21 protein-coding genes are annotated in these 21,791 nt (G+C 60.2%); 6 read left to right on the top strand and 15 right to left on the bottom strand.

Annotated elements, in window-relative coordinates; genetic code table 11:
• Positions 1-45: 45 nt before the first annotated feature.
• Positions 46-1,149 carry a M50 family metallopeptidase gene (locus tag OUZ30_RS09060; RefSeq protein WP_266181904.1) on the top strand — a complete coding sequence of 368 codons (1,104 nt, stop codon included), beginning with the start codon at positions 46-48 and terminating at the stop codon, positions 1,147-1,149.
• A 514-nt stretch (positions 1,150-1,663) separates the two neighbouring features.
• On the opposite strand, the gene OUZ30_RS09065 is transcribed toward OUZ30_RS09060, so the two are convergent.
• A complete protein-coding gene (locus OUZ30_RS09065; protein WP_266181905.1) occupies positions 1,664-2,425 on the bottom strand; it encodes a DUF2971 domain-containing protein in 762 nt (253 codons plus the stop codon).
• Between the two features lie 325 nt (positions 2,426-2,750).
• On the opposite strand from OUZ30_RS09065, the gene OUZ30_RS09070 reads away from it, so the two are divergent.
• Positions 2,751-3,590 carry a hypothetical protein gene (locus OUZ30_RS09070; RefSeq protein WP_266181906.1) on the top strand — a complete coding sequence of 280 codons (840 nt, stop codon included), beginning with the start codon at positions 2,751-2,753 and terminating at the stop codon, positions 3,588-3,590.
• 226 nt (positions 3,591-3,816) lie between these two features.
• On the opposite strand, the gene OUZ30_RS09075 is transcribed toward OUZ30_RS09070, so the two are convergent.
• Positions 3,817-4,398: a hypothetical protein gene (locus OUZ30_RS09075; protein WP_266181907.1), complete on the bottom strand. Its 582-nt coding sequence runs from the start codon at positions 4,396-4,398 to the stop codon at positions 3,817-3,819.
• Positions 4,399-4,910: 512 nt separating this feature from the next.
• Here OUZ30_RS09075 and OUZ30_RS09080 point away from each other — a divergent pair.
• Positions 4,911-5,258, top strand: a complete 348-nt coding sequence (locus OUZ30_RS09080; RefSeq protein ID WP_266181908.1) for a hypothetical protein — start codon at positions 4,911-4,913, stop codon at positions 5,256-5,258.
• Positions 5,259-5,382: 124 nt separating this feature from the next.
• On the opposite strand, the gene OUZ30_RS09085 is transcribed toward OUZ30_RS09080, so the two are convergent.
• The 4 genes from OUZ30_RS09085 to kdpA form a co-directional block, all read right to left on the bottom strand.
• The gene (locus tag OUZ30_RS09085; RefSeq protein ID WP_266181909.1) at positions 5,383-5,964 is read right to left on the bottom strand and encodes a DUF998 domain-containing protein; all 582 of its coding nucleotides are present in this window, start codon (positions 5,962-5,964) and stop codon (positions 5,383-5,385) included.
• Between the two features lie 178 nt (positions 5,965-6,142).
• On the bottom strand, positions 6,143-8,221 hold the full coding sequence (locus OUZ30_RS20365) for an alpha/beta hydrolase domain-containing protein (RefSeq protein ID WP_266181910.1): 2,079 nt from the start codon (positions 8,219-8,221) through the stop codon (positions 6,143-6,145).
• 162 nt (positions 8,222-8,383) lie between these two features.
• Positions 8,384-8,716, bottom strand: coding sequence for a YnfA family protein (locus OUZ30_RS09095; RefSeq protein ID WP_266181911.1), 333 nt, complete (start codon positions 8,714-8,716; stop codon positions 8,384-8,386).
• Between the two features lie 73 nt (positions 8,717-8,789).
• The gene (gene kdpA / locus OUZ30_RS09100; RefSeq protein ID WP_266181912.1) at positions 8,790-10,592 is read right to left on the bottom strand and encodes a potassium-transporting ATPase subunit KdpA; all 1,803 of its coding nucleotides are present in this window, start codon (positions 10,590-10,592) and stop codon (positions 8,790-8,792) included.
• Positions 10,593-11,330: 738 nt separating this feature from the next.
• Here kdpA and OUZ30_RS09105 point away from each other — a divergent pair.
• A complete protein-coding gene (locus tag OUZ30_RS09105; protein ID WP_266181913.1) occupies positions 11,331-11,678 on the top strand; it encodes a hypothetical protein in 348 nt (115 codons plus the stop codon).
• A gap of 76 nt (positions 11,679-11,754) precedes the next feature.
• On the opposite strand, the gene OUZ30_RS09110 is transcribed toward OUZ30_RS09105, so the two are convergent.
• Positions 11,755-12,021 carry a hypothetical protein gene (locus OUZ30_RS09110; RefSeq protein ID WP_266181914.1) on the bottom strand — a complete coding sequence of 89 codons (267 nt, stop codon included), beginning with the start codon at positions 12,019-12,021 and terminating at the stop codon, positions 11,755-11,757.
• A gap of 186 nt (positions 12,022-12,207) precedes the next feature.
• Between OUZ30_RS09110 and OUZ30_RS09115 the strand changes: the two genes are divergently transcribed.
• Entirely contained in the window at positions 12,208-12,720 is a 513-nt protein-coding gene (locus OUZ30_RS09115; protein ID WP_266181915.1) for a PepSY domain-containing protein, read from the top strand.
• A gap of 423 nt (positions 12,721-13,143) precedes the next feature.
• Here OUZ30_RS09115 and OUZ30_RS09120 read toward each other — a convergent pair whose 3' ends face one another.
• The 5 genes from OUZ30_RS09120 to OUZ30_RS09140 are packed head-to-tail and all read right to left on the bottom strand — an operon-like array spanning position 13,144 to position 15,644.
• Positions 13,144-13,848, bottom strand: a complete 705-nt coding sequence (locus tag OUZ30_RS09120; protein ID WP_266181916.1) for an aquaporin — start codon at positions 13,846-13,848, stop codon at positions 13,144-13,146.
• Entirely contained in the window at positions 13,848-14,240 is a 393-nt protein-coding gene (locus OUZ30_RS09125; RefSeq protein WP_266181917.1) for an arsenate reductase ArsC, read from the bottom strand. The genes OUZ30_RS09120 and OUZ30_RS09125 overlap by 1 nt, the downstream gene beginning before the upstream one ends.
• The gene (locus OUZ30_RS09130; protein ID WP_266181918.1) at positions 14,240-14,734 is read right to left on the bottom strand and encodes an arsenate reductase ArsC; all 495 of its coding nucleotides are present in this window, start codon (positions 14,732-14,734) and stop codon (positions 14,240-14,242) included. The genes OUZ30_RS09125 and OUZ30_RS09130 overlap by 1 nt, the downstream gene beginning before the upstream one ends.
• A 23-nt stretch (positions 14,735-14,757) precedes the next feature.
• Positions 14,758-15,246: an ArsI/CadI family heavy metal resistance metalloenzyme gene (locus tag OUZ30_RS09135; protein WP_266181919.1), complete on the bottom strand. Its 489-nt coding sequence runs from the start codon at positions 15,244-15,246 to the stop codon at positions 14,758-14,760.
• Positions 15,243-15,644 (bottom strand): ArsR/SmtB family transcription factor, encoded by a 402-nt coding sequence (locus OUZ30_RS09140; RefSeq protein ID WP_425601488.1) that lies wholly within the window; start codon positions 15,642-15,644, stop codon positions 15,243-15,245. The genes OUZ30_RS09135 and OUZ30_RS09140 overlap by 4 nt, the downstream gene beginning before the upstream one ends.
• Before the next feature lie 92 nt (positions 15,645-15,736).
• Here OUZ30_RS09140 and OUZ30_RS09145 point away from each other — a divergent pair, with 92 nt between their 5' ends.
• Positions 15,737-16,003, top strand: coding sequence for a GDCCVxC domain-containing (seleno)protein (locus tag OUZ30_RS09145; protein WP_486599070.1), 267 nt, complete (start codon positions 15,737-15,739; stop codon positions 16,001-16,003).
• A 25-nt stretch (positions 16,004-16,028) separates the two neighbouring features.
• On the opposite strand, the gene OUZ30_RS09150 is transcribed toward OUZ30_RS09145, so the two are convergent.
• From OUZ30_RS09150 to OUZ30_RS09160, 3 genes are read right to left on the bottom strand one after another with little or no spacing between them, the layout of a single operon-like run.
• Positions 16,029-19,208, bottom strand: a complete 3,180-nt coding sequence (locus OUZ30_RS09150) for an efflux RND transporter permease subunit (RefSeq protein ID WP_266181921.1) — start codon at positions 19,206-19,208, stop codon at positions 16,029-16,031.
• The gene (locus OUZ30_RS09155; RefSeq protein ID WP_266181922.1) at positions 19,205-20,488 is read right to left on the bottom strand and encodes an efflux RND transporter periplasmic adaptor subunit; all 1,284 of its coding nucleotides are present in this window, start codon (positions 20,486-20,488) and stop codon (positions 19,205-19,207) included. Before OUZ30_RS09155 ends, OUZ30_RS09150 begins: the two co-directional genes overlap by 4 nt.
• Complete coding sequence (locus OUZ30_RS09160) at positions 20,485-21,777, bottom strand: TolC family protein (RefSeq protein ID WP_425601489.1); 1,293 nt, start codon at positions 21,775-21,777, stop codon at positions 20,485-20,487. The genes OUZ30_RS09155 and OUZ30_RS09160 overlap by 4 nt, the downstream gene beginning before the upstream one ends.
• Between the last annotated feature and the right edge of the window lie 14 nt (positions 21,778-21,791).

Raw genomic sequence — 21,791 nt, forward strand, 5'->3', positions numbered from 1 at the left:
CGCCAAGGAAGTGAACTTGACCCCGTTTTTCAGGAAGGGGATACCGTGAAAGCTTGGATGAATCGATTCGCTCTTTGTGCCCAGGTCGTGCTGTCAGTGGTGACAGGTGCCTTGGCGACATCGCTGTGTTTTGTTTGGCTTGGCGATTCTTCGACGAATAACGCCGCCGCGTGTCTGACTGCTGGGGTGCTGTTTATGCTCGCTCTGGTCGTGCACGAGTTAGGCCACGGCGTTTGCGCGCGACTTCTTGGCATGACCGTGTGGGCGGTCAATATCGCGGGGCTAGAGTTTCATGCACAGCGGCGTGGCTGGAAGGTTCGCTGGTCCCGGGGCGGACGACGCCAACTAGCAGGATTCGTATTGGCGTTTCCGCAATTTGGTCAGCCGATGCGCAAACAAATTATTGGGATGTGTCTGGGCGGCCCCGTTGGCAACATGGCGTTTGCGATCTTGTTCGGGGCAGTTGGATGGTTGTGGCGACAGCCAATGGGCTCTCTGTCATTGGCCTTTTCAGTCATGAACGCGGGATTTGCTCTGATCAATCTCGTTCCGCACCAAGGCGCTATCGCCTCGGATGGCTTGCGCCTTCTTACTTGGCTCCGAGGCGTGGACGAGGCGGGACCCAACCTCGCATATACACGAGTGATGTCGCGCTCTCTCGCCGGGCAGACGGCAAACCAGTTGCCAGAGGACGAACTGGCATCCCTGGAACAACAGCCCACGCCGATGCCGCTCGTCGCTTTATGGTATCGATTGAAGGCGGATCAAAATCGCGGTGACTGGCCGAGTGCAGTATCGCGAAGCGCGCAGTTCAATGCGTTGACTGCAGCGCTTGATCCCGCGAGACGAATGATGCTGACCGAGCTAGTGGCGACATTGCGGACAGAGCTGGCGTTTTCAGAAGTAATGCTCACTGGAGATGGGACGGGATTGGTCGATGATCTGCTGCCTGCAAATGCCGCGTGGACGTCTCCCTGGCTCCTTCCGCGTTGTCAGGCGTTGTGCGCGTCCTTGCGTGGCGATCAAGAACGCTGCGCACGACTACTGGAGGTTTCGAGGCGAAAGGCGGAGAACGCCATCGATCAAGCTTTGTGGCAAAGCGAAACCTTGTTGCGCGGGTATGTCGCTGCAACTTCCGGTAATTCGTAGTTCCGAATTGTCCGCGCGCTCAGGTGCAGCCCTACCCAATTACGGCACGAGTTGCGATTGAGGTTAGATGAACGTCTATACCTACGATAACGTGGTCAGGTTCCCTTCTCGGATTGAACGCTAACTATAGAAGGGAGCCTGACCCCGATTTTTGGCATGTCACGTTCTCAGTCATTCAGAGCTTTGCCGCCACGTGATGTCCCTAGCGTGTACTTGGTTCGCGTCTTGCTCGACTTCCTGAGCTTCCGACTCTCCACCGCGTACGGAATGACCCAGCAGAAGATCGCAATCAGGAACCCGCGCCAATTGACGGATAGATCAACGGCCCCTCGCGAGAGCATTCCTAGCAGCCATGGCTGCCGCACTTGAAAATGCTGCCCCGGTCGCTGATTCTGAGCCTAAGCTCAGCTGTTCCAGGGGCCGATTACTTCTATACGTGGAGCAGTCGGCCCCTTTGCTTTGCAACGCGCTGTATCGCGTTCTAAGCGCTTCGCACGCTAAGAGCTAAGTCTGACTAGCTCTCTTTGTTGATGACGATCACAGGGCTTGGGTCGTAGACGGAGCGCTCGGGAGGATATTTCCAGTACAGCTCGTGCTTCTGCTCGACCATCCGGAAGGTGCGATATGCAGGGCGAGCTTTCCTAACGACGACGCCCTTGTATTCGGTCAGGGCTTCGGAAATCTCCTCAGGCGTAGAAGTGCAGTTCGCACCGACAATCACTTCGCGCAGGGTCAGACCGACGTTGAAGTTGGCAAAGTAGAGATTCTTTTCAGCAGCAACGTTGTATTCGGCCTCATTCAGATCAGTGAACAGCCGGAACTCATCCTCGTAGCTCCAGTGGGCGAACTTTGTTCGCATCGCCGACTTGAAGATCTCTGTAAGGACAGGATCGTCTGGGTCCAGGTTGATTTCATGCGGTGCGATAGGGATGGGACTTCGAGAGCGCACATAGTTGACCTGCACCGGCAGGTGGGGCGGAACGTCAAAGCCGAGGCAGATCCCCTTGTGGTGATCCGCGTAGTGGCTCCACTGGACGGGATCGCGCCATGTCCGGCTGAAGCAAATGAGGCCGAACTTGTCGTTATAAGCCTCCTTCATCCCATTCATCGTGGCGCGCCACATGCGGTTTTCCAAATCCGCGCCGACGAACTCAAATGGGTCGTTCAGCTCCATGATCCGGGCAATCTTCAGGCGCTGTTTCACGATGTCCTGAATCGCGAACTCTTTAGAGGTGAAGTGGTAGAGCCGAATAGGCTTAGCTGCTGGCTTGTCCATGCTGTTCCCCCTGTGCTCCGAACATCATATCTGACAAGGGAATCGCCCCTGAAAAACGACAATTACAAGTCCACCGTCGAGGCTCCTCCGAAATCGTCACCTCCTCGACTGCCGAAGCCAGAGCTGAGCATCGAGGAGCTGGAGCGTATCGAAGAGCAAGGGGGAGGAAAGAGCAGCGCAAACACTTAGGAACCGGTGGCCAAATGAGGTAAACGGATTCTGAGTGGAGCGGCACATCATCTGGCTTTCCCCTGTGAGCTTCCGTAGCATCGGCCCTGGTCAGGTGTTGACCACCATTTGCGCTACATCGGAACAGGGGATTCAAATGGAAAAGTTGAAGGTCGCCGCAATAGCGACTATTTGCGCTTTGCTTGCAGGTTGCGGAAGCAGCGCTGTCAGTGCAGTGAAGGACATGAAGTTCGACCTTGACCCAACATTCACCGTTGGTCAGATTCTTGACAATCGAAGTGTCTGTGAGTCGAAATCTTGGAAAGCAACCAAAGATGATCGCGGTCGAACCGTAGTTGAATATCGTTGCGACCTCAAGAACGCTAGCGAGCCTTTGAAGTCGGTGGCGAAGCAATACATTGTCGAAGAGGAGCAGACTCTCGCAGCCTGGAAGGCCACTCTTCAAGGAAATATCGAGAAGACAAAGGCTTTGGCCCAGGCCCACGAAGAGCTTCTGGCAAAGATTCAGGCGGCGACTTCCGATGCAGAGCTAGCCCCGTTGCTTCAGATGGAGCGGGATGACGTAAGCAGTCCAGAGGTTTTCCACGGCCGAATCGAAAAAGAGAAAGAGCGTCAGATAGGAAACTTGCAAAGCAGTATCGCCGCAGGCAAGGCGGACATCGAACGCAATGAAGGATCCTCGGGTGGCACAGTTGATCAGCTGGCGAAAGAAACCGACCAGAAGCTCCAGCTTGCCAAGACTCTCGAAGGCACGAGCAGGGTCGAAGAGGTTTACCAGTGGGTGATCGACCCCGATGGCAACCCGCTTCACTCTGTCGCTGGCTTTGATTTCATTGGCGATGCTGGCAAGAGCATCTACTCTCTGAACTTCCGCTCAGGGGCGTTTCTGATGAATATCGCCAACACTAAGGTGCAAACCTTTGCGGAGTACGTCGGGGATCAGGGTGTCATCCGAATCATAGGTGGACAATTCTGATCAACACGCCGTAACCGAGCGAGTCCCTAAAGCCAGCGTCTAGCTGGCTTTTTTAATGCGCAGAGAAAATAAAGAAGTCGTAGTGAGAGAGCCCCGTGTCTGGGTACACGTTGGAAGGTCTGGATGGATCTAAGCAGAAGGTTTGCGATTGCCGCGACCGTATCGACAATCACCGTCGAGACAACACGAACTCGGTCATGCGGACATCCGCGCGGCTATCGTCCTCTCATTTATCCGACAGCAGGATAAGAACCATGGGGACGCCTACGATCGACGATACAACCAGCAAGATAATCACCATGCCAATGGGATTAGCGACGAATTTCGGGAATCGAATGTGGCAGGCGGACCACATGTCTGAGGCTGTCAGGAATGCCCCATAGAGTCCGATGATGGTCAATACCGTGGACGAGATGCCAAGAAAAAGGCCCTTCGACGTCATTGGCAGGCGGGCTTGGCTGGCGAGAAAAGTACCTGCAGTTATGTAGGCCGCCACAGACACCATATTGTTCATCCCATTGATGAACTGGTTTTGGAATTTGTCCTTCTTTTCTTCGTAACTCAATTCTCTTGTTGCTTTGTGAAACGCCCGTCTCGAGCTTTCGGCGCACGCTGCGGCCCTTCTCGATTCGCTCAGAGCGATATTCGTTGCGATGGCAAGAGTTACCCTCTCTGCGTCGCTCAATGCCTCTGTGGCTGCGTTGCTGAGTGCGTCCGCCATCATCTTTGCTTGGGCCCCGGCCTCCTTTGCTTCGTTCACAGCCTCTGTCAATTCATCGATCAGGGCCTGCTTCTCAGACTCGTTCATAGCCGTTGTCCGGCAATGGGATTGCGCCCGAGGTTATATGGAGGTACGCAATGACAGCGTGTAGCTACTCATCCAGTACCAGGGGAGCCGCGCGAACCCTGAGGCCATCATGGGCCACCGTGGGCTCGGGCGAAATTAGTGAATGGAGGTGGCTAAGTGGGGTGCCGAGCTCACCCAATATTCCACCTAAATACCTGCTTCCCCCGTTTAGCGCCGTGGGCGACTCACCGCCATGGTTGCCAGCGCAAGACGGCGCATACGCACAACATCTTCCGCTGAGGCTTGCTGATCTTCCGGTCTGACACCGGCGCGTTAAGCCGGCTTCTCCTCAACCGCTTCCCAATATTTACCTGACGGACAGGCCCATCGTCGTATGCGATGGTCGCTCGGTCGTGGTGATTCTTGTCAGATGCTTTGTCACCAGCGACAGCCTGGCAATGAAGTAGCGCGGGCCGCGTGAGGTTGCAACTCACGCGACCCGCTAGCCACCACCAACTTCTGAGGAGTTGATAATGGATAAGTTTGATCATACGGAACACGCGCAAGCTTGCCAGCCCTCGGGCACACGTCCCAGCAACCCACTCGGCCGTCCCTACTGGACGCTAACCCTCGCCGAGAACGCCAAGCAACGCCGGGCGGCGCGTCTCGGCGGCTTATGCCTTGGCATCCACGCCCTCTCGCGAATTCTCGCCAACAGCGATGCATTTCGTGAGTTGCAGACCACCTGCGAATCCACCGAGCCGGGGCATTGGCCGCTTCAAGGGGACATCACCGAAGGTCTGTTTGCTGCGTTGTATTTCCTGGGCGAGGAAGCCAAAGCGCTGACTCAGCCTTTACCGGATCATCCCGCTTTTGAGTAAGGCATTGCGGAGTGGGGCGGCGAGGAGGCCGCCCCTTGCATCGCCATCGAAGAGCGCGTGCACGTATCGCTTGCGCATCACTCGGATCCTGAGCGGACATCATGAAAACCACGTCCGAAGATGATCAGGCGACGGCGTGCTTCGGCGTTAGGACTCGCTTGTCACGTTCGAGGAGCTTGAGGCTCGCATATCCAAACCAGCCGAACATCGGAATGACAACCAAGCGTTGGGTACGTCCCTTCGTAGCTGCCGGTTCCACTCCCGTCAGTAGGGCCCACATATAAATGAGGACCAGGGCGGCCGCCGCGAGTGAAATGTGGTCCGTTGGACGATCGCGCTCTGCGGCGAAAAAGGCAGGCACGAGAATGACCGACATGCCGATCGCATAGAGGCCATGCAATGGGCTTCCCATCGTAAATACGCCGTTCGACACCATGCTGATGCCGAACACAAACGCGGCGACCGAGGTAAACGGCAGGCGTTGCCTGTCTTTCGAAACGAGCGCTAGCGCGAATCCAATGATGGAGATTCCTGCTATGAATCCTCCTGCACGACACGCCATGGATGCGGCGGGCGACTGCAGCTCCAACTCACTCATGTGCTGATGAATGGATGAATAGCCCAGGAGAAAGAAGCCAACGAGCATCGGAATGAGCATGCCAGCGAGCGGTAACACAACAGCTTGGCGCAACAATAGTGTTCGCATGAAACAGCTTTCCTTGCCTGTTATTGAAGTAAGAAAGGCTAGCGCGCTTACGATCGGCGACTGAATGTGTCATTCGTCACCAATAGCGCCTAGTTCACGTACGTTGCTTCGGCGGCTAACAGAGAGGCGGGTGGGGTGCTTTCATGACCGACATCTACCTCACGAAGGCGCGCTGCTCTTAGTTGAAAGAAAAGGGCCACATATAGGCGCAGCTCATATCGTTCGGGCCACGGGCGAGGATGCGGTCGTAAAGCGTGGCCTGGGCGTCGATGACGCGAGCCTCATCCTCGGCGAGCAGAAGATGATCCGCCACCGCCTTTTCTGCCGCCACGCGCGCTTTCTTGATGAAGTCCGCGCGTGATTCATAGCGCGCTTCCAGCGACGGGCGCGTATCGCCGGTGGCTTTGCGTTCGGCCTCGGTACGCGAAAACGGCTGGAATGAGCCCTCGAAGCGATCGAGCGCCCAGCTGAAGCCGGTCGACTCGTGGCGCGGATTCCAGCCGGCATAAGTACCCAGGGGAACGGCGACTTCGACCGGTCGCACGCCGGCCGCATCGGTGCCGTCAGCGTCCGGGGCGGGAACCAGCGCGGCATAGGGTGTGCCGGCCGTTGGCTGCAGATGGTCGATAACACCTCGAGCAGCGAAGCTTGGGCCAAAATCGAGATGCCGGGGAGTGAAGGCCATGCTTGGCGGTGTCAATGCCGTGCCCTTGGGAAACAGCTGGGCATAGCGTGCGGTCGTCACGAGAGTGCCACTTGCGAGCGTGGGGTAAGCATTGGCGGGTGGCGACGTATCGTCACGCACCCATCGATTCAGATCGAGCAACAGCGCGCGCAGCGTGGGTAGATCATCGATGGGGCTGGAACAGTGAAGCGCGCTTCCTCGCGTAGGCTCTGGCGTCAACAGATGTTGAATGCCCGCCAGTAGATAGAGGCGTGTGTGGGGATCCACGGGGACATCGGCGCGCCCATCGGGCGTGGTTTGCAATAGCGATGCGGAGCGTCCCCAGAATTCCGTGGACTTATTCACGAAGAAGAGCTTGGGTGTTCGGCCGTCCTTGTCGCGAGCCCTCGATAGCAGCGAGCCGGATTCACCCGTCGTATCGTCATGCTCTTCGGCGGTGGTGAACGGAAACAGGTCGGTGGGGTAGCCGCGGTCGGCCACCATGCTGGCGGCGCGCGTCGGAAAAGCGAAGCGATGATTGAAGCTACCCCGGCCACTTCCGCCCACGAGCGACATGGCGCCGTCAAAGACAAGCGCGCCTTGCTCGTCCACATTGAACCCCTCGTAGAGCATGTGCTGGATAAGCCGGCCCGTCTGGCTGACGCCATACAGAAGGACATGCTTTGGCGCGGGGATACCCTCGAACGGGTGCGTGCGAAACCAGGACAGCAAGTCACGAATACCGGCCAGTCCGGTACCGACCACGTACGGGTCGCGGGCCACATAAGTCAACTCACAGATTTGCCCGGGCTTGAATCCGCCCTTCATCGAGATCGTGCTTGGTGGTTGATCGCCGGTAGCGGGTGCGAACGTCCAATGCTTGCGCTCTATGACGATGCGTGGGTCTTCCGGGCGGGCTCTTACGGTCAATACCGCCGCGGGATCATTGGCGATCGCGGCAGGGTAGGCCCGTCCATCGATACCCACGAATGAAGCGACGTCGGCGGGTTTGTCCACGGTAAATTCGTTAGCGATTCTTCCCGTGATCGGGCGGCCGTTATCCACGGCTACCGGGGGCTTGAACACCAGTGCCTGATCATCGCCATCCTCCGGCGTGACGTCCCACTGCCAGGCAGAGGTGAGCACAGAGAATCCATTGCGCTGCAGGAAGCCGGAATCGACTAAGGGCGGCTTTTTGGCGGGATCGATCACGTAATTGAGCATGCCGGTGACGCCGCCACCCCGATTGACGGCGTCGTAGAGCAACGTGGAGTCGACGGCATGCACGGGCCTGACAAGGACGAAATCCGTCGAGAATTCGACCAGTCCACCGCTGTCGCGTGGTGCCAGCTTCAAGTCGACGATCCGAAGGTTCGCCTTGTTCTTGGGGTCCAGCGTGAACCATGCACGCCCACGAATGACTTCATAGGCGCCCGTGCCGGGAAATACCCGACCATCCTGATAAGGCTTTCGGTCGATGACCTCGATATGGTCGACCGCAGCAAAGGCGCGCGGTGAAACAAGGAGCGGAAGTACTGCCAACAACGTCCATGGTGCATGCCACCAGCGAGGTGCGCGTCCTTTCCAACTCACCGAGATCCCCTAATTGATTGACCAGCCGGTCGCAAAGTATCTGCATCCCGGACTAATGCCTAGCCCTTCGTTGGGGCTCGTTGACTGCGGCCAATAGCGCGGAGCCTTACAGCGCGAGCGTGGTCACGGCAGTCCCGGGATGTGAGCTTTCAAAAGCCGACACTACGCATGAGGCTGTACGACGATGATCGTCATGCCCAATAGCGCTACGCATGCGCCGGCGACGTCCCAGCGTGTCAGCGCTGCGCCATCCACAAACCGCAACCACAGCAAGGCGACCGCAATGTAGATTCCGCCATAGGCTGCGTACGTCCGTCCAGCTGCCGTAGGGTGCATTGTAAGTAACCATGAAAATAGTGCGAGCGACACAACCGCCGGCACCAAAAGCCATGCTGTTTTCCCTTGCTTAAGCACCAAAAATGGTAAGTAGCAGCCAATGATTTCAGCCAGGGCGGTGACAATGAACAGTGCCGTTTGCCTTAAGAGATCGAACATTCTTCATCCAAGTCTGTGTTCAGAGCTACTTACCCGTTTTCATATTGTCACCTAGATGCTTGGAAGGTCCGCCTCAGTGCGCCGACATCAGGTATTCAGCGATGGGGCCGAGCGCCAGGGCGGGCAGGAAAGTCAGTGCACCTACAACGATGATCACGCAGGTGAGCAGGATCACGAACAACGGCGTATGCGTCGGCAAGGTGCCGGCCGAGGCGGGCACATGGTTCTTGGCGGCCACCGAGCCAGCTAGTGCGAGCATGGTGATCGCCAACGCGTAGCGTGCCAAGGTCATGCACACGCTCAGCATGACGTTCCAGAAGGGAATGTTCGCTGACAAGCCGCTCAATGCGCTGCCGTTGTTGTTGGTGACCGAGGTTACCGTGTAGAGGATTTCGCTGAAGCCGTGCGCACCTGGATTGCCGACGGTAGCCGTAGCAGCGGGTGTCATCACCGCAATAGCCGTGCCGACGACCGCCAGCGCGGAGGGAATCAGGACGGCCAGGCTGGCCATCTTCATCTCATACGATTCAATCTTCTTGCCGAGATACTCCGGCGTGCGGCCCACCATCAGTCCGGCGATGAACACCGCCACCACCGCGAACGCGAGCATGCCGTAGAGGCCCGAGCCCACGCCGCCGAAGACGACTTCACCAAGTTGGATCAGCCACATCGGCACCAGGCCGCCCAGCGGCGTAAGCGAATCATGCTGGTTGTTCACTGCGCCGCACGACGTGGCGGTGCTCAGCGCGGTAAACAGGCCGCTGGCGGCGATGCCAAAGCGCGTCTCCTTGCCTTCCATATTGCCGCCTGACTGCAGCCGTGAGGCGTGCTGGTCGATCGACAGGCTATGCAGGACAGGATTGCCGGCTTGTTCCGCCGCCGTTACGACGAGGGTCAGCGGGATGAAGATCATCAGCATCGTGGCGAGAATCGCCCAGCCCTGGCGGCGGTCTCCCACCATTTCGCCGAAGGTGATGCACAAGCCAGCCGGGATCATGAGGATCGCCAGCATTTCCAGGAAGTTTGAGAACGGTGTTGGGTTCTCGTAAGGATGAGCCGAGTTGGCGCCGAAGAAACCACCACCATTGGTGCCCAGCATCTTGATCGCGATCTGTGAGGCGGCTGGACCCATCGGCAAGGTCTGCGTGGTCAGCGGCACAGCCTTGGTTTCAGCGTGGCCCGTGGCATCCTTCACCGGGTTGCCGGCCGCATCGGTCACCGGTTGGGCGTATGAGCTGGTTTGCACGACCGGTACATCGACATACGGCTTCAGGTTCTGAATGACGCCTTGCGATACCAGAAGCATCGCCAGCACCAACGAGAAGGGCATCAGTACATAAAGCGTGGTGCGTGTCAGGTCGATCCAGAAATTGCCAATACCCTTGGCCGATCCGCGTGCAAAGCCACGGACCACGGCGATCAGCACCGCAATGCTGGTCGATGCCGACAAAAAATTCTGCACGGCCAACGCCGCCATCTGGGTCAGATAGCTCATCGTCGACTCGCCTGAATAGGCTTGCCAGTTGGTGGTAGTGACAAAGCTGATCGCCGTATTCATGGAGAGATCAGGGCTGAGCGCTGGAAAATGCTGGGGGTTCAGCGGCAACCACTGTTGCGTGCGCTGGAAAATGTAGACAGCCAGCACGCCGCAAAAATTGAACGCCAGCAAGGTGATCGCATAGCGCTTCCAGCTCATGTCCTCATCGGACTTGATGCCGCAGACACGATAAATGAACCGTTCCACGCCGCCGCCCAGGCGGGTGATACGGTTGGGCTGGTCCGCATAAACATGCGCCATATAGCGGCCAAACGGCTTGATGAGCAGCAGCATGACAACCAGGTAGATGCCGATCTGGATAAAGTCGTTGGCAGTCATTCGAGCCACTCCAGCTTCGACAACGCCGAGCATAAGTCAATGGTCATCATGGTCACGGCGGCCAGTCCGTAAAGGCAGTTCATGGGATGAGCTCCAAAAAAGTGAGTCGAAGGTCGCCATCGTGCCGCGCGCGGTTGGCTGCCTCGCTCGAGGCGATCGCAAAGTCATGGGGATCCGAGCGCAGCCGAAGCCAGCACAGAATCAAAATGAGCTAGACAACGTCCACGGATGCACTCAATGCTGCACGACTGCGTACTTTAGGCATTCGGGCATAAAGAGCGGATAGGAAAAACGCGCAGGGGTGTACACAAGACGTAAAATCGGCTGCTTCGCGCTGCTGCATCTGCTCGCGTAGCGGATGTCTGTTGAGGCACTAGAGGACTCAATGCGGTCGGCTCCGTCAATGGAGAAGGAAAGCGACTACCTGCTTCCTTTTTTGGACCGTGGACGCTTGGCCCCGATAGTTTTCGGTGCATGACGGCGCAGACGCACAACATCTTCCGCTGAGGCTTACCGATCTTCTGTCTGACGCCGGCTCGTTAAGCCGGCTTCCCCTCGGCCGTTCCCTGATATCCGCCTGACGGACAAGGCCATCGCCGTGTGCGATGGTCGCTCGGTCGTTGTGATTTTGGTTCGATGCCTTGTCACCAGCGACAGCATGGGAATGAAGTAGCGCGGGCCGCGTGAGTGGACGCTCACACGACCCGCTAACCACAACCAACTAAAGGACAGTTGATGATGGCTACGCCAGATAATACGGAACACGCGCGCGCTGACCAGCCCTCGGGCGCACGTCCCAGCAACCCGCTCGGCCGTCCCTACTGGACGCTGACCCTCGCCGAAAATGCCAAGCAACGCCGGGCGGCGCGTCTCGGCGGCTTATGTCTTGGCATCCACGCCGTCTCGCGGATTCTCGCCAACAGCGATGCGTTTCGTGAGTTGCAGACTACCTGCGAATCGACGGAGCCGGGGCATTGGCCGCTTCAGGGGGATATGACCGAAGGTCTGTTTGCCGCGTTGTATTTCCTGGGCGAGGAGGCCGAAGCGCTGACTCAGCCTTTGCCGGATCATCCCGCCTTTGAGTAACGCATAGGCGAAAAACGGGGTCAGGTTCACGTCCTAGCGGTCCGACTGCAAAGGAGGGCCTGACCCCGATACCGGATTAAGCCTCCTCCGGAGGCGGTTGCAGCGTCACTGCCAGTTCCTCAAGCGCCGCGATCTCATCGTTGAAAGCGTCGTGAAGTTCGCTTTGGCGCGACATCAATGTCTCGATTGGCTCGACGTGCTTGAGCTTCCGCAACTCGCCGTCGAACAGCAGCCATTGCGCCGTCAGCGTTTCGACGTTGTTCTTTGCGTAGTGACGCATCTCTTTCAGTTGCGCGAGAACGTCGTTGACGTGTTCGAACGGAGTCTTCGTATCAGCGGTCATGGCGCTACCTCCGGCTCTGATTCGTCGCTCAGGATAGTCGCCCAAAACCGGCTGTTGCCTAAATGAGCGAACGCAAGGGCGCATATGAATAGGCGCTAAGTACAAGCCGCCAGTTCATGGTGGCTTCAACGGGGCGTGCGCACGCTTACAACCCCCATTCTGTGGCAACAGCAGAAGGAGTTCATCATGATCAAGCGCATGCTTCCGTTATTGATTGGACTGTCGGCTTTCGGCATCGCGTCCGCGCAGGATCTTCCAGTGGCCGTACAAGCCGCGAGCGGATCCACCCAGACGACCCAAACCACGACGACGGTGACGACATGGACGTCCAAACCACCCATGGGCGCGTTGACTGAGGACGCCATCAAGACGGCGATCGCCAATGCCGGTTACAAGGAAGTGAAGGGCCTGGAGTTCAAGGATGGTGTGTGGCGCACCGAGGCCCGCGGTGGCAACAAGCAATGGGCAAAACTCGCGGTCGGACCCATCAACGGCAAGGTCTACCCAGCCGATGGACCGTCCAAGCTCAATAAGAATGAGGTGAGTGCCCAGCTGACTTCCGCCGGCTTCCAGGACATCAAGCATGTGAAGTTCGAGGACGGGCTTTGGAATGCCGAGGCCAGGAGCACGAGAGGCGGCGACGTGAACTTGAAGGTCGATCCCAACGATGGCAGCGTGGTGGCCAGGTCGCACGATTGATAGGTCAATATCGCAATAACTAGGGAGAGGCCCGACGCGGTTTTCGCGTCGGGCCTCAGTCATCTTCGTTCCGGAAGAGCGGGGCCAGGTTCACTTCTCAGATTGAAGCCTAGCGATAGATCTGAACCTGACTCCGCCTCTTATGAACTAGAGATTTCTCATTTCGGCGACGAAGGCATCAGGGTCGGGTGGCGACACGAGGATGTCATAACCCGCTCGGGTAGGAATGACGACGACTTTGTCGCGAAGGGTGATCGCAACAAACGCCTTTACGTTGCCAGTTGTCCTGTGCCAGCCCAGAGCAAGCGGCGAGGAGGTCGCCCCTTGCGCCGCCGCCGAAGCGGGCTAGCGCATCGCGCTCCCACGCTTGATAGCTACCGTGTCGCATGTCGATAGTGCTGCTTCCTTGGCGGGAGCAAACAACTACTTTGGCAAAGCCCGACCTAGTTCCATCCCATCAGCTTGAGTCTGTCTTTGAGCTGGAATCAGCATGTGTGCTGTAGCGCAAGCCATGAGCGCGCCGAGGAGCTGTGCCGCGACGAAGCCGGCCACATCCATCGGTCGGATACCGGCAAAGGTCTGGGTCAGTGAGCGCGCTACCGTCACTGCCGGATTGGCGAACGATGTGCTGGCGGTGAACCAGTAGGCCGCGAAAATATAGCTCGCCACCAGCATGGGAATCGCTGTGGGCCTATGCCGTGCGCCGAGCAGGATAGTAAGCAGCAAGCCGAAGGTGGCAACCGCCTCGCTGAGCCACTGCGCCACGCCCGTGCGCGCATGCGTACCTGGCTGAAGCAGCGGCAGGCCGAACATGGCGTGCGCCAGCACGACGCCAACCACCGCCGCCACCACCTGCACGACGATATAGGCCACGGCTTCGCAATTGCCAAGCTCGCCGCGCAGCCGCATGGCGAGCGTCACGGCGGGATTGAAATGCGCACCCGAGATCGGACCAAACAGTACGATCAGTACATAGAGGGCACCGGCCGTTGCCGCTGCATTGGCCAGCAGCGCGATGCCATCGTTTCCGTGGGAAAGCGCCACACCCATGATCCCCGAGCCCACGACGGTGGCTAGAAGCAGCACAGTGCCAAGGAACTCGGCCAGAAGTTTGCGCGATAGCGACATCACAGTTCCACCAACAACGCCTTCACGCGTGCTGAGATCTCGTCGCGGACCGCTCGATAGCCATCATCATCCATGTGCTTGGGATCGGGCAGCCCCCAGTCTTCGCGGCGCTTGGCCGGCACCCACGGACAGTTGTCACCACAGCCCATGGTGATGACGGCATCGAACTCCCCGTCGATCTCATTGAGCGACTTCGAATCGTGCGTGGTCAGGTCGTACCCCAGTTCGGACATGAAGCGAATCGCTTTCGGGTTGATCTGCCCCGATGGCTGTGAGCCGGCACTCAGCGCTTCGACTTGGTCACCGCCGTGGATGTGGGCAAAGGCCTCAGCCATCTGGCTGCGATTGGAGTTTTCGATACAGACGAATAGAACGCGCTTCATGGTGGCCATCAGGAGTGTGGAGTTTGTTGGGCAATGTTGTGCAGTTGCTGCTCAAGGGCTAATTGATCGAGCTTGCCGAGCGGAAGCGCCAGTAGCAGCTCGACGCGGCGCCGGAGGATCTGCCATGCGTTCTTGAAGGCCTGGGGATCATCTGGCGTAAGTGCGGGATCGGGCACACCCCAGTGCGCCATCGCAGGATGACCTGGCCACACCGGACAGGTTTCGCCTGCGGCGTCGTCGCACACCGTGATGACGAAATTCATCGCAGGGGCGCCGGGCTTGGCGAACTCGTCCCAGCTCTTGGTGCGCAGCGTCTGAGTCGGCATGCCCAAGTCTGCGATGAGTTGCGCCGCCAGCGGCTGGACATGTGCCGCCGGATGGCTGCCCGCACTGTAGGCGCGTATGCGCCCCTTGCTCATGGCATTGAGCAGGGCTTCAGCCATCTGGCTGCGCGCAGAGTTCCCAGTGCACAGGAACAGCGCGTTGTAGGTAGCCTCGGTCACGGTGTGCTATCCATGGCGTCTGCTCAGCAGCAACCCGATTGCGGCGCGCAGCAGCCGGAACCCTTGTCGACCTTGGGTTTCGCCGTGCGGACGTCGGGAGAGCAGGCGGCCCCATCGGTGGCACAGGCGGCGTCGCCCGCGTAGTAGGTCGTGGCGTCACCAATGGTATGGAAGGTTTCCCAGCGCGTGCCTTGCGGATCTTCGGTCCACAGCTTGTCGGACTGCGCGTAGCAGCAAATGGTGGCTTCCTCGGGCACGACAGCGCCGCCGGCTGCATCAAGGCGATGACCGAGTTCAGCGAGGTCGCCTTCACTGTCCACCTGGATACCGAGGTGATCGACGCCCGGCGCACGGCCGGTGTTGGAGATGGCGAAATTGACTCGCGGATTCTCCAACACCCATTTGGCGTAGTCGGACTTCAGCACCGTCGGTTCCGCTGCGAACAACGTGGAGTAGAAACGCACACTGGACGTCAGGTCAGACACATTGAGGTGGACGTGGAAGCGACTCATCGCGAAGCTCCTGATTTGCGAGGTGTGCAGACGGATACGGGATCGCAGCTGACCTTGCCTTCGCAGCAGTTCTCGGTGAGGTAGGCAAGCAGGGCGTTCATTTGCAGATAGTTCGCGCGTACTCGGATCACGCGGCCCTCGCGCTCGTCGTGGACCAGTGCGGCAGCACGGAGAATGTTGAGGTGCGCCGTGAGCGTGGCTGGGGGAAGATCGAGGTGCTCACGCAGCTCGCCGACCGACATGCCATCGGGGCCGGCCTGAACCAGTTGGCGAAACGCCGCCAGCCGCGAATCGTGGCTGAGGGCGCTGAGGGCTTCGAGGGCGGCTTTCGTTTCCATGATTCGATAATTCCGAAAATATGGAAATAAGTCAACAGGCACCGGGTCGATAGCCATCATCACCTGGACCGCTGGGCGTGCCACAACCTGGCTTTTGCGACTCTGCTTGCCTTGCTCTTTGCGCCGATAGGCATCGATGTGCTGACATCGGCATGGCTGCAGTTCCGTTTGAAACTCGTCTCACTTGGAGTACGACGTTGGATTCCAAACAGACACTCGTCCTGCAAAGCACGGTAACTTGCCCGTTCTGCGGGCATCGGTCCATCGAGCAGATGCCCACGAACAGTTGCCTGTTCTTCTACGACTGCCCGGCTTGCGGCGCATGGCTGCAGCCGAAAGAGGGTGACTGTTGTGTCTTCTGCTCCTACGGCACGGTGCCTTGCCCACCGAAGCAGCAGGAAGGTTCCTGCTGCCATTGATCCTGAGTACGGGGGCAGGGGCTCTTCATGGGGCGGTTCCTTGGCTCGGCGTCAGTAAGACGTTTGCCTTGCTGGCCTTGCGCAAGCGATGCAGGACCAGCAGGCGAAATGCCGCGGGGATCATGAGCATCGATAACAGCGGTGCCGTGAGCATGCCGCCCACCATCGGGGCGGCGATGCGCTGCATGACTTCGGAGCCGGCGCCGTGGCCCAGCAAGATGGGGAAGAGGCCGGCGAGAATCACCGCGACGGTCATCGCTTTCGGTCGAACGCGCTGCACGGCGCCTTCACGAATCGCATCGTCCAGCTCGGTGGGGCCGGCCTGGGGATTGAGTGCGAGCTGATGCTCCCAGGCGTGGCGCAAGTACAACAGCATCACCACGCCAAACTCGGCGGCCACGCCGGCCAGGGCGATGAAGCCGATCATCGTCGCCACGGATACGGCGTGGCCCAGTAGCCAGATCAGCCACAGCCCGCCGACCAGGGCCAGCGGTACGCTGGCCATGATCATGGCCGCTTCGCTGGCACGACGAAACACCGCATAGATCAGCGCGAAGATGATGACCAGCGCGATCGGCACGACGACCTTGAGTCGCTCCATGGCGCTGGCGAGGTACTCGAACTGCCCCGACCAGGCCAAGGTGATGCTCGGCGGCAACGTCACCTGTTGGGCAACAGTTCGTTGCAGATCGGCAACGACGGCGCCGAGATCGCGGCCAGCCGTATCCACGTAAACATAAGTCGCCAGCTGTCCGTTCTCGCTTTTCAGCATGGGCGGTCCGACATCCAGCGTGATGTCGGCGACCTGGTCCAGGGTCAGCTGTGCACCACTGGCGGCGATGATTGGCAACTGGCGCAAGGCCGCGATCGAATCTCGTTCGATGCGTGGATAGCGAACCACGATCGGATAACGCTCGCGTCCCTGGACGGTTTGTCCGATCGGATCGCCTCCCACCAGGGTGGCAATCATCGCTTGCACCTGTTGTTGGGTCAGTCCATAGCGGGCTGCGTCACCGGGGCGTACGTGCACATTGACGTAGCGTCCGCCCTCGGCGCGTTCGGCAATGGCCGAGCTGACGCCGGGCACTTTCCTGGCAACGGTTTCGATCTGATCGGCGACGGTTTGCAAAGTGGTTGGATCGGGTCCGAGCACCTTGATGCCGATCGGGCTCTTGATGCCGGTCGCCAGCATGTCGATGCGGTTGCGGATCGGCGGTACGAACAAGTTCGTCAGCCCGGGCACGTGCACCGCCTTGTCCAGTTCGCGCTTGAGCTTGTCCATGGTCATGCCCGGCCGCCACTGATCCTTCGGCTTGAAGGTAATCGTGGTCTCGAACATTTCCAGTGGTGCCGGATCGGTGGCGGTCTCCGCGCGTCCGGCCTTGCCAAACACGTGATCGACCTCAGGCACGGTCTTGATCATGCGGTCGGTGAGTTGCGCCAGTTGCGATGCTTTACCGGCCGACAAGCTGGGTAGCGCCGTCGGCATGTACAGCAGGGTGCCTTCATCCATCGGCGGCATGAATTCGCTGCCGAGGCGGCTGAAAGGAATCGCGGCGCTGAAAAACAGGACGCTAGCCAGTACCAGCGTTGCCTTTGGATAACGCAGCACGGCTTCCAGGATGGGGCGGTACAGCGCGATCAGGCCTCGATTGAGCGGATTGTCGCGTTCGGCGCGAATCCGTCCGCGCACCAGATAGCCCATCAACACCGGCACCAAGGTGATGGCGAGCACGGCGGATGCAGCCATGGCATAGGTCTTGGTGAAAGCGAGTGGCTTGAACAGCTTGCCTTCCTGGCCTTGCAGCGCAAACACCGGCACGAACGACAGCGCGATGATCAGGAGGCTGACGAACAGTGCCGGACCCACCTCGGCCGCGGACTCGGCCACCAGGGTCCAGCGCGCTGCGCCCTGGGGTTCTTTTCCCTCGTGCGCATCACGCCAATGCTCCAGGTGCTTGTGGGTGTTCTCGATCATCACCACCGCCGCATCGACCATCGCGCCGATGGCAATCGCGATACCGCCGAGCGACATCAGGTTGGCCGTCACGCCTTGCAGATGCATCACGATGAAGGCGGCCAGTACGCCGAGCGGCAGCGTGATCACGGCCACCAGCGCCGAGCGCACGTGGCCGAGGAACAGCGCGCAGACCAGGGCGACGACGATGAACTCCTCCAGCAGCTTGCCCCACAGGTTCTCCACGGCCGCATCGATCAACTGCGAACGATCGTAGGTCGGGACGATCTCCACGCCGGGCGGCAGGCTGTGTTTGAGTTCGGCGAGCTTGGCCTTGACGGCGGCGATCGCGGCCTTGGCGTTCTTGCCCGTGCGCAACACCACGACACCGCTGGCGACTTCGCCCTGGCCGTCCAGTTCGGTGATACCACGCCGGAAGCTGGGGCCGCGTCGTACCGAAGCGACATCGCGCAGCAAGACCGGAACGCCGCCGGCGTTGGCCGTAATCGGTACACGTTCGAAGTCCTCGCGACTGCGCAGATAGCCTTCGCTGCGTACGATGAACTCGGCTTCGGCTTGTTCGATCACCGAGCCGCCGTTCGCGCCATTGGCGGCACGAATGGCCTCGACCAGCTGTGTCACCGTGACGTTACGCGCGGCCAGTTGCTGCGGATCAGGTACGACCTGCCAAGCCTGTTCCATGCCACCCAGGCTGGCGACTTCAGCCACATCCGGTACGGTCTTGAGTTGATAACGCAGGAACCAGTCCTGCAAAGCGCGCAGCTGGCCGAGGTCGTGCTGGCCCGTGCGATCGACCAGGGCGTATTCGAAGATCCAGCCCAGGCCGGTGGCATCCGGGCCCAGCGAAGGGCTCACACCTGCGGGCAAGCGATCGCGGACCTGGCTCAGGTACTCCAAGACACGTGAGCGCGCCCAGTAGAGATCCGTGTTGTCGTCAAACAACACATAGACGTAGGAGCCGCCGAAGAACGAAAAACCGCGGACGGTCTTGGCCCCGGGCACCGACAGCATGGTGGTGGCCAAGGGATAGGTCACCTGATCCTCGATCACCTGGGGTGACTGGCCCGACCAGTTGGTCTGGATGATCACCTGGGTGTCGGACAGATCGGGCAGGGCATCGATCGGCGTGCGCGTGGCCGCGAACACACCCGCCATCGCCAGCGCCAAGGCGGCCAGCAGCACGAACACGCGGTGCGTAATGGCGGCACGGATGAGGGCGGTGATCATGGCTGGTCTCCCGGCATCGGCGCACTGGTGGCGGGTGCGGGTTTCGTCTCGGGACCGTTCAAGCGATCGAGTGCCCCCGACAGGCTGGCCTCCGAATCGATCAGAAACTGGCCGGACACCACCACCTTCTCGCCACCGCTGAGGCCATCGAGAATTTCGGTATAGCCGCCGGCCGTACGCCCGGCGTGTACTGCGACGGCACGAAAGCGCCCGCCGTCTTCGGCGACGATCACCCGCGCGTGCTCGCCCGTGGAGATCAATGCATCGTCGGGCACCACAGGCACAGCCGTACCCGGACTCGGTTCGAGCTGCACGGTGGCGAACATGCCGGGACTCAATGCGCCATCCGGATTGGCGAGCACGATGCGTGCGCGCTGCGTTCGCGTGGTCATGTCGAGATCGGGCAGTAACGTTTCCACCTTGCCGTGAAAGGCTTGCCCGGGCAGGGCATCGACGTGGACGGTGACCGGTGTATCCGCGTGCACCGTGCCCGCCACCGCTTGCGGCAAGGCCGCCTCGACCCACACCGTGGACAGCCCGTTGATGGTCATCAGTGTTTGCCCGGCATTGACGCGCTGACCCTCACGCACATCCAGCGTGCTGATCACGCCAGCTTGCGGTGCATGCAAGGTGATTTGGCCGCCACTTCCGATCGTGTGGCCATCGCCCGGCGACAGACCGAGCGCCTGCAGGCGTTGTTGCGCCGCGCCGCGCAAGGCTTTGGCTTCGTCTGACTGGACGTGCTGCAAGGCCTGGGATTCGGCTACGGCGCTGCTCCACTGCGGCGCGAGCAAATCGGCCAGCGGGGCACCGGAAGCGACGTTCGTATACGGCGCGCGTGCATACAGCTTGCTCACCACCGCGTCCACGCGCGCGCTGACGACGACGGCCTGGCGCAGATCCCAGCTGATCGTTCCTGGCACCTGCACGCTCGCCGGTAACGCACGACGTTCGACCGCTGTGGTGCGCACGCCCAGGTTCTGTACGGTGGCCGAATCGATGTGTACAACGCCCTGGTCGGTGCCGGTATCAGCGTACTTGGGGATCATCTTCATACCCATCGACGACAAGCCGGGCTTGTCATGATGCTCGGCAGGAATCATCGGGTCGTACCAGTACAACGGCTTGGCGCTTGCAGCCGGCGCTGGCGATCCCGTGTTGGCGGGTTGATCGGCGGGAGACTCTGCCGAACCGCTGCCGTGGCGGCCTGCCCAGTAGGCGATGCTCGCCGTAACCAGCAGCACGATAAGCGTGAAGGGAATCAAGAGTGCGCGCTTCATGGGGTATCCCCCTCGGGCAGCAGATAGGTCAAGGCTGCCCAGGCGCGACCGTATTCGGTCAGCATGCGGGCATAGTCGGTGTGGTGGGAAATTTCGTCACGGCGCGCTTCCAGCAAGGGCTGGATGTCACCGCCACCGCGATAGGCCGCCAAGGCCAGCGCAGTGCGATCGTTCGCTTGCGGCAATAGTTGGTCGAGGTGCCGACGCGCTTGCCGTCCTAGTGCGTCCCATTGTGCCCAGGCAGCCTGCACGGCTTCGATTTGCTGTCGCCGCGCATCGTCGTGTTCGGCACGCACGGCATCGAGATCGTCGGCACGCGCGCTGATACCGCGGTCCTGCCGATTGCGAGTGAATAACGGCAGGCTCACGCCGACCTGCAACGACACCATGTCAGACAGGCCGCGCACGCGGGAGCCGTAAGTGAAGCCGACACTCCACTCGGGATGCTTCTCGGCCTTGGCCGCCTCCAGGGCGGCTTCGGCGGCGTGTTCGCGAGCGGGCCAGTCGAGGAGGTTGCCTTGCTGATCGAGGCTGGCAAGCAGGGAAGACTCGTCGTGCGGAAGCACGGTGAAGTCCGGCGCGTCGCCCAGCGGCTCCTTGACCGGAGTACCAAGCCATCGCCCCAAGGCCGCCCGCGCCTGAGATTCGCGCGAGGTCGCGTCGTCGATACGGTTTTCCAGATCGAGCGCTTCCGTGCGCATGGCCAGCACGTCGGCCGCCGAGCCGGTTCCACTACGCAATCGCGCTTCGGCGATCGTGACGTCCACGGCCCACTCGCGCCGCATGGCCTGCAGCATCTCGGCTTCGTGGTGAGCGCCCCACGCACTGATCCAGGCGGCGGCGACCTGTTGCTTGATCGCGAGTCGGGTCATCACGGTGGTCGATGCGGCTTGTTCGACATGGGCGCCGGCGGCGTCACGCTGTGCCTGCCGCTTCGCGCGCGAAGGCAACACCTGGGTAAGTCCGACGGTGCGTTGGGTCTGGGGGTCGCCACCGGCGGTAAACGCGCCCGGCCCCTGGATGGCCAGGTCCTCGATGCCGACAACGAGTTGGGGATCCGGCAAGGCACCCGCGCGCCCAGCTTCTTCTCGGGCTGCATCTTGAGAGGCAAGGCGCGCGTCCAGAAGGGGCGCGTGCTCTGTGGCCTTGCGTGTTGCGGCCTCCAAGGTCAGGGCCGTTGTGGACTCGTCCGCCCAAGCGGGTGACGTGGCGAGACATAGGGCTGCGCATACATGGCACAGCCAGCGACGTGCCGGGAAGGCACGCGTCCAGATTTGATGCGAAAACATGACAAGCTCCGATC

The organism is Dyella humicola (assembly GCF_026283945.1).
Classification (GTDB): Bacteria; Pseudomonadota; Gammaproteobacteria; order Xanthomonadales; family Rhodanobacteraceae; genus Dyella; species Dyella humicola.

Bases quoted from the DNA above. Each gene is read 5' to 3' on its own strand.
- OUZ30_RS09065 (WP_266181905.1), bottom strand. From the start codon at position 2,425: ATGGACAAGCCAGCAGCTAAGCCTATTCGGCTCTACCACTTCACCTCT.
- OUZ30_RS09070 (WP_266181906.1), top strand. From the start codon at position 2,751: ATGGAAAAGTTGAAGGTCGCCGCAATAGCGACTATTTGCGCTTTGCTT.
- OUZ30_RS09075 (WP_266181907.1), bottom strand. From the start codon at position 4,398: ATGAACGAGTCTGAGAAGCAGGCCCTGATCGATGAATTGACAGAGGCT.
- OUZ30_RS09080 (WP_266181908.1), top strand. From the start codon at position 4,911: ATGGATAAGTTTGATCATACGGAACACGCGCAAGCTTGCCAGCCCTCG.
- OUZ30_RS09085 (WP_266181909.1), bottom strand. From the start codon at position 5,964: ATGCGAACACTATTGTTGCGCCAAGCTGTTGTGTTACCGCTCGCTGGC.
- OUZ30_RS09095 (WP_266181911.1), bottom strand. From the start codon at position 8,716: ATGTTCGATCTCTTAAGGCAAACGGCACTGTTCATTGTCACCGCCCTG.
- kdpA (WP_266181912.1), bottom strand. From the start codon at position 10,592: ATGACTGCCAACGACTTTATCCAGATCGGCATCTACCTGGTTGTCATG.
- OUZ30_RS09105 (WP_266181913.1), top strand. From the start codon at position 11,331: ATGGCTACGCCAGATAATACGGAACACGCGCGCGCTGACCAGCCCTCG.
- OUZ30_RS09110 (WP_266181914.1), bottom strand. From the start codon at position 12,021: ATGACCGCTGATACGAAGACTCCGTTCGAACACGTCAACGACGTTCTC.
- OUZ30_RS09115 (WP_266181915.1), top strand. From the start codon at position 12,208: ATGATCAAGCGCATGCTTCCGTTATTGATTGGACTGTCGGCTTTCGGC.
- OUZ30_RS09120 (WP_266181916.1), bottom strand. From the start codon at position 13,848: ATGTCGCTATCGCGCAAACTTCTGGCCGAGTTCCTTGGCACTGTGCTG.
- OUZ30_RS09125 (WP_266181917.1), bottom strand. From the start codon at position 14,240: ATGGCCACCATGAAGCGCGTTCTATTCGTCTGTATCGAAAACTCCAAT.
- OUZ30_RS09135 (WP_266181919.1), bottom strand. From the start codon at position 15,246: ATGAGTCGCTTCCACGTCCACCTCAATGTGTCTGACCTGACGTCCAGT.
- OUZ30_RS09140 (WP_425601488.1), bottom strand. From the start codon at position 15,644: ATGATGGCTATCGACCCGGTGCCTGTTGACTTATTTCCATATTTTCGG.
- OUZ30_RS09145 (WP_486599070.1), top strand. From the start codon at position 15,737: ATGGCTGCAGTTCCGTTTGAAACTCGTCTCACTTGGAGTACGACGTTG.
- OUZ30_RS09150 (WP_266181921.1), bottom strand. From the start codon at position 19,208: ATGATCACCGCCCTCATCCGTGCCGCCATTACGCACCGCGTGTTCGTG.
- OUZ30_RS09155 (WP_266181922.1), bottom strand. From the start codon at position 20,488: ATGAAGCGCGCACTCTTGATTCCCTTCACGCTTATCGTGCTGCTGGTT.
- OUZ30_RS09160 (WP_425601489.1), bottom strand. From the start codon at position 21,777: ATGTTTTCGCATCAAATCTGGACGCGTGCCTTCCCGGCACGTCGCTGG.